Raw genomic sequence first — 6,972 nt, 5'->3', positions numbered from 1 at the left:
AAGTGCATTTTCTATTGCTGTTTGTTCATCCGCTGTTATTGTTCCTGCTGTTACTAAGTCTGCAAGTTTAGTTTTGAACATGTCTTTATGATCTCCACCTTTAAATCCACCTTGTGGAGTAAGGGCTGTTTTTATAGCTGTTTCTTGATCTGCTGTTATTGTCCCTGCTGTTACTAAAGCATCAAGTTTAGTTTGAAATCCATTATTTCTTCCTTGATGTTGAACTGCTGAAGTACTACTTGTTGTACTAGTAGAATCAGCTGCAAATACTCCTGTGCTTGCCCCGGCCATCAAACTTGCCAATATAATCCCTGTCATTACCTTGCTTTTAATACTTTTAGTTTTCATTTAAATTACTTCCTTCCTAATTGTTATTTATCAATAATTTTGTTTTTTGCTTTTTATTTGTCTTAATTATAAAAAAGTAATATTACAGTTTTGTCACAAAATCTAGACAATATTGTTACAAATATAAAAAATTCATTTTTATGCTAAATAATCTATTTATTATATACCTGAACTTGTTTATCCAAATTATTGCTTTAATAAATTTATCAGAGTATAATAATTAGAATGTAAATCTAACCTTTTTTTGATAAACCTAATAATATGCAAACGAGGAGTCTAAAGTATAATGGCTAATAACATAATATCTAAAAATATTTCAAAATTTATAAATATTAAAAAAGGAAAAGTTAATATAATTAATGCTTTTCTTTTACTTGGACTAATAATTATATCTCTATTTAGTTTATATTTTGTGAACAATAACGAAGGTTTATATAGTAAAACAATAGCTAAAGTTATTTCTATAAATGAGGAGGAGACCAAAGAGGAAACTACTAACGTAAAGATTGAGCCTATTAAAACTCAAAAAATCGAAGCTATTATTATGAATGGTAGCCATAAAGGCGAGACAATTAATCTCAATAATATAACATCATTTTCTCAGACCAATGATTTAGATCTAAAAATTAACGATGAAGTTTTCATATCTGTTCAAGACAATGAAAGACAAGAAATAACTTCAGCGAATATACTGGAACTTAAGAGAGATAAATACATTGCATATATAGCAATTATCTTTATTTTTTTAATATTGCTTATAGGCGGAAACAAAGGCTTAAAATCTTTAGCCAGTGTGATTACTAATATTATTATTTTATTTGCAGTAATTGAACTATTTTCAAAGGGCTATAATTTAATGGTACTCTCAATAATAGCCAGCATACTTTTCGTTACCTTTTCCATATTGATTGTTTCTGGCAAAAATAAGAAATCTGTTTCCGCCATCGCAGGCACCTTGATAGGAACTTTCATATCAATGCTAATTGCAGGTATAGTTATTAAATTAAATAATTGGAGTGGAATTCATTTTGAGGAAATGGAATTTCTTACTCATCCTGCCGAAAACATATTTTTTATTGAATTAATGATAGGAACCTTAGGAGGAATAATGGATATTGCAATTTCTATATCATCAGCTATAGAGGAACTGTATAATAAAAATCCTTTTATTGAAAAAAAAGTTATTATTAATTCAGCAAGAGAAATAGGACAGGATATTATGGGTACTATGGCTAATACATTGGTCTTTGCATATCTTAGTGGCAGCATTCCAACCATATTGCTTCTCCTTAGAAATGAAATTCCAATTACTTATATAATAAATATTAATCTTTCTTTGGAATTTATGAGAGCTCTTATTGGAAGTATTGGAATAGTCTTAAGTATTCCTATTACAATTTTTACTTCTATTATAGTTTTTAAAAATCATAAGATTGGAGAACAGTAAAAGCATGAATATTATATTTATATTATTAATAATCTTATTAATTCTTATGACAATTGTAGGAGGTTCTCGTGGAATAAAATCTTATTTCACTTTAATTCTAAACTTCTTTACTTTATTTTTTATGCTGATTTTAATAGGTGCTAAAATTGACCCTATTAAAGTTACTTTTATTGGTGCGCTTTTTATTAGCTTTTTTAGCCTGTTCTTTATAAATGGATTTAACAAGAAAACACTTTCATCTTTATTTTCTGTAATAATTGTTATATTTTTAGTTATGCTTATAACCTATAGCATGAGTATAAATGCAAAAATACAAGGCTTCAGCAATGAACAGACAGAAACAGTTGCATATTTATCTTTATATGTTCAATTGAATTTTTCTAAAATAGTTATATGTGAAATTTTGATTGGATTATTAGGCGCAATAATAGATGTGTCTATCTCTATATCTTCATCAATGAATGAAATTTATAAAAATGATCCTCAAATCTCAAAAAATAGCTTGTTTAAATCTGGCATGAATATAGGTAAAGATATCTTAGGAACCATGACTAATACATTGCTTTTTGCATATATAAGTGGATTTATGACCTTAATAATATATTATAGCGAACTTAATTATTCACTTTCAACTATTTTTAACCAAAAAATCTTCTGCTCAGAAGTTTTCCAAATTATAAGCTGCGGAATAGGAATCATTTTTATTATACCTATCACTGCATTTTTAGCTTCTAGAATATTATTTTTTAAATTACAACTAAAAAAACAAATAGCTGAATAAATTATTATATAGCTATTTATGCTATTTTTTCTATATCAATTGCTTAATAAGTTTGAGGTGATATTTATTATGATAGAGAAATTAGTTTGTCCATTAAAATTTGCATCTAATGAAAATCAATGTGTTCCTAATTGTGCTTGGAATGCTGGCTCAGAATCTAACCTTCAATGCGCTATTTTGAAAATTTCATTCAACTTAACTTCTTTAGATAAACATATTAGTGATTTATTAACTCCTAAAAATGATATCAATTAAATAATTTAGACTTTACCGTTACTAATTGCTTTTAGTGGCGGTTTTTATTTATGCCAACCTATAATCTTTTCTATATCTATTTGTTTTTAACAAATACTTTTGATACTGCCAATTCAGCAATATTCTCTATTTCAAAATTTTTAATTATTGTTTCTAAACCACCAATTTTTTTACATTTAATAATACCTCTAGTATTATCTACGCCTAATATTTCCCATCTAGTTTCTTCATCTTTAATCCAAAGACTTAACTTTTCTCCTGGATAATAAATTTGATTCATTATCTTTCTCCCTCCTTAGAAATAACTAACATGAGTATTATTTGCAATAGATAATCATTTATTCATATTCAAATATAACTAAATTCCTTTAAAAAAAATAAAAAAATAAAAGAACTCCACATAAATTGAGTGTTCTTTTATTTATAATTCAATTTCATTGTAAATATTTCTAGACTTATTACTCCCCTCTACATATATTTTTTCATTTGTAAACCTCATATTATTGTAAACCAAATATTATTATAAACCATTCATATGTTTTTCTTTACTTAAAGTATATTAAAGTAATGTTACAATTTTGTCACAGAAGTAAATCAATTGTGTTACAAAATTAAATTTAGATAATACATTTTTTATTCATAGCTAATACTTACTTTTGACTTAAGTTTTAAACTCTAAATTACAAAAGAAAATACTGTATCGTCTATTTATTTTAATAATATCAACAATACAGTATTAAAATTTACAAATTATATTTTAAACTTATCACATTAGCAATTAATTTATGCTACCAAGAACAAGAGTTTCTTTCACATCTATGAGACTTATGGCATTTATGATGTCTACGGCATTTATGACAACCATATGAATTTCTATGCCACCATAACATATTAATCACCCCTGTTAATTTTATTTATTTTAATATATTCATAACACTACATAATTGTTCCTAAACATATTTTTTTAATATGAATTCTTTATATAATTTCCAAGTTCCTTCTTCCCATTTATATATGGTAATATTATCGAATAAACATTTAAATTCACAAGAATATTGATTAACATAATCCCATACCTTGCTATACATTGGTTTTAACTTTTTTGATGATAAAGTCACATGGAAGGTTTTATTTTTACCATCTTTTTTATCAAATTCAATGTACGGTATTTCACTCATTTTATCAATCAGTCTATCGTGAAGTTCTTTTCCCTCTTTAGACATATTTACCTTCATATAAATTACTCTATCATCAAAATGATCATAACCATCAATTGAATAATGTTCTGCTTTTTCCACTATACAAAATTCTTCAAGGGCATAATTTAAATCCGTAATTTCTTGATCATATTCAAAAGGTGCTTTTATTGTAAAATGCGCTGGTAGTTTAGATGACTTTGCCTTAAATTTCGTATATATCTCTCTTCTTAAGTTATTATTAAAGTCTCCAGCCTCTCCATTAACCACACAAACTATCACATATCTCATAGTACATCCATAATGGGAGTGCGACTTCACGCAATAAATCCCACTAAATACTCCTTTCCTTTTACTATTAACTTGACAATATATTATTTTAAATTTCTTTTATTGTTTATTTTTATTATATTATTAACATAAGTTAATAAAAATATCTTATATCTATAAAAATTTCATCTCTAATATTAGCAGAAAAATTAATATTAATAAACAAAAATACTGTATTATTTATCTTTTATTATCAGAAAAATAATACAGTATATACTAAGCTCCATAAGCAATTAATTTATCGTGAGTTAATTCTAGACAGCTTTTTTGTAAACTTTTATTGCAATAGATGCAACACTATAATATAGAGGACATCTGTGATACAACATCACGATACTTTAACCATCTATTTTATCTTTTGTATAGTATAATATATTCAAGATATTACATAATTGTTCCTTAACATAAAATATTTTATTTAAAAATCAAAAATAATTCTTTTCTTGTTTACAAAGGGTATAAAAAATTCTTTGCTCCATCTATTAATTGCATTATGAAAGTAATCTACTTTATGAGCATTTTCTATATGGGTACAAATAAATAGAATAATTTGAAACACCATAAAAGCTTCAATGTATTTTGCTTGTATTGGTTCATGAATAACACTTTTATAACCCATTATTATACAACGTTGCTGCTTTTCATCATTAAAATGACTAAATAATGAACCTAAATCCATGTAACATGAACTATAACCACTTAACCCAAAATCTATAGGAACAACTTCCCTATTTTCAGTAACAATTAAATTGGATTTTGCAAGATCAGAATGAACTAAAACTTTTAGATTTTTTTCATAATTCAATTCATCAATAAAATAATTTATTTGATTTATGGCATTTTCAATTATTTTAAATTGCTCGCTAGAAAGAACTTTTAATTCAACCCCTTCTATTAGTTTAAAAGACATCTTTTTTAAAAATATTTTATCATAAGAACAACGCTTTAAATTGCTAACCTCAGAAAAATTCTTCGAAAAATTATGAAACCTTCCAATCATTTTTCCAAGCTTGAATAGAATTTCATAAGTTAGCTCTATCTTATCAATAGTAATTCCATTTATCCAAGTCAACAATGTCACTGGTGTACCGTCTCTTAGTATTGTTACATAGTTCCCATATCTATTTTTCACTGGAATTTGAGCTGGTATTTCAGTACTTACTCTAATAGCCTTTAAAATGTTTATTTCACCACTTAAAAAATCTATATTATGCTTATTTTCTCCAAATATATCAAGAGAGAAGTCCCGGCTTGATTTATGTATTCTAGCAACATATTTCTTATTTAATAATTTGTCTGTAATTTTATATGTCTCATTTTCATTGTGTCTTATAAATTCAATTTCAGGCTGTAAAATTTCATAATTACTCAAGGCTTCTGCTAATAAACCATTCATTACTTCCTCCTTCACAAAATTTTATTTTTAATGAATTCAATGATATTATGCAATTCTATACAAAAACAGTAAATATAGCAAGTATTATAAAATTATAAACTTTTATTTTTTGATTTTATCTATTATTTTCTGATATACCTTAATCATATGAGGTTCACTAGAATATAATTTTATTTCATCTATAGGTATCCATTTAACTCCACTATTTTCATCAGGTTTAACAGTTAGTGTTTCATTTTCATCTGCCTCTATCAAGTAAGCTATTGATGCATGTAAATGTGAAGACACATATTTTCCTCTCTTTATATGTCCAAATACAGGTAAAATATCTATTGATATAATCTCATTACAAATTGGAATAAAATTTTTGACCCCTGTTTCTTCTTTTGCTTCATTAATTGCTACAAGTAATAAATTATCCTCTCCATCGGCATGCCCACCTGTCCAAGCCCATGAATTGTATATATTATGGTGTATCATCAAAGCTTTATCTCTGCTTTGATTTATTATAAATGCAGAACTTGTAATGTGAATAACATCATTATCTCTAGTTAAAATATCATTAAACATATTGGAATATTTTATTATAATTTCTTTATCGTTTTTTTCCTGCTCATTATAAGGTCTATATTCTTTAATTGAACCTATCCAATTCATATTTTCACACTTCCTTATTAAATTTCTTTGCAATTTAAGTATACCAAAATAAAAATAAACTATATATATTGCGCTGGCAATTCTACATTATAAATTCAAGAAATCCTGTAAGGAAAAGTGATGCCCCAAAAAGTTAGAGTGCAAATTTTATATTTGGTTTCTCGAACTTTCTCTTTAGAGCTTTTACATTTGGTTAGCAGAACTTTCTCCATAAGCTTCAACCGTAATTGTCAATTGTAAATTGTTAATTGCAACATATATACTTAAATAAAAGGACATGATAGTTAACTCACATCCTTTTATAGTATTTATTATTAATTTAATCAAAATATAATCTATCTCTCATGCCGCTAGTACCACCAGTTCCTGTACTTGTACCTCCTGTTCCCATTCCTCCGCCTGTTCCAGTTCCTGTTCCGCTTCCCCCAGATCCAAAGCCTCCGCCTGTTCCGATTCCTGTTCCACTTCCTCCAATTCCAAATCCTCCGCTTGTTCCAGTTCCTGCTCCACTTCCTCCGGTTCCAAAGCCTCCGCTTGTTCCAGTTCCTATTCCACTTCCTCC

Annotated in this window: 8 protein-coding genes and 1 pseudogene; 3 read left to right on the top strand and 6 right to left on the bottom strand. The window is 26.9% G+C overall.

Translation table 11 applies throughout. The features are described from left to right. A pseudogene (locus COL3_RS26585) lies at positions 1 to 348 on the bottom strand (hypothetical protein); the annotation flags it as partial. A 286-nt stretch (positions 349 to 634) separates the two neighbouring features. On the opposite strand from COL3_RS26585, the gene COL3_RS26580 reads away from it, so the two are divergent. From COL3_RS26580 to COL3_RS26570, 3 genes are all read left to right on the top strand, one after another. Beyond that, positions 635 to 1,795, top strand: coding sequence for a YibE/F family protein (locus COL3_RS26580; RefSeq protein ID WP_008420252.1), 1,161 nt, complete (start codon positions 635 to 637; stop codon positions 1,793 to 1,795). A 4-nt stretch (positions 1,796 to 1,799) separates the two neighbouring features. Continuing rightward, entirely contained in the window at positions 1,800 to 2,576 is a 777-nt protein-coding gene (locus COL3_RS26575) for a YibE/F family protein (protein ID WP_008420251.1), read from the top strand. A 69-nt stretch (positions 2,577 to 2,645) separates the two neighbouring features. Then, on the top strand, positions 2,646 to 2,831 hold the full coding sequence (locus COL3_RS26570; RefSeq protein WP_008420250.1) for a hypothetical protein: 186 nt from the start codon (positions 2,646 to 2,648) through the stop codon (positions 2,829 to 2,831). A gap of 76 nt (positions 2,832 to 2,907) precedes the next feature. On the opposite strand, the gene COL3_RS26565 is transcribed toward COL3_RS26570, so the two are convergent. From COL3_RS26565 to COL3_RS26545, 5 genes are all read right to left on the bottom strand, one after another. After that, positions 2,908 to 3,111: a hypothetical protein gene (locus tag COL3_RS26565; protein WP_008420249.1), complete on the bottom strand. Its 204-nt coding sequence runs from the start codon at positions 3,109 to 3,111 to the stop codon at positions 2,908 to 2,910. A gap of 670 nt (positions 3,112 to 3,781) precedes the next feature. Beyond that, positions 3,782 to 4,318, bottom strand: coding sequence for a 2'-5' RNA ligase family protein (locus COL3_RS26560; RefSeq protein ID WP_035282733.1), 537 nt, complete (start codon positions 4,316 to 4,318; stop codon positions 3,782 to 3,784). A 457-nt stretch (positions 4,319 to 4,775) separates the two neighbouring features. Further along, positions 4,776 to 5,753 carry a phosphotransferase gene (locus COL3_RS26555; protein WP_008420247.1) on the bottom strand — a complete coding sequence of 326 codons (978 nt, stop codon included), beginning with the start codon at positions 5,751 to 5,753 and terminating at the stop codon, positions 4,776 to 4,778. Between the two features lie 102 nt (positions 5,754 to 5,855). Further along, positions 5,856 to 6,410 carry an NUDIX hydrolase gene (locus tag COL3_RS26550; RefSeq protein WP_008420246.1) on the bottom strand — a complete coding sequence of 185 codons (555 nt, stop codon included), beginning with the start codon at positions 6,408 to 6,410 and terminating at the stop codon, positions 5,856 to 5,858. 319 nt (positions 6,411 to 6,729) lie between these two features. Then, positions 6,730 to 6,972: hypothetical protein (locus tag COL3_RS26545; protein WP_180277998.1), on the bottom strand; the 243-nt coding region annotated here is incomplete at its 5' end.

Origin of the sequence: Clostridium sp. LS, assembly GCF_002760435.1 — a bacterium.
In the GTDB taxonomy this organism is placed as follows: Bacteria; Bacillota; Clostridia; order Clostridiales; family Clostridiaceae; genus Clostridium.
This window is presented reverse-complemented; position numbering and strand designations above follow the sequence as displayed.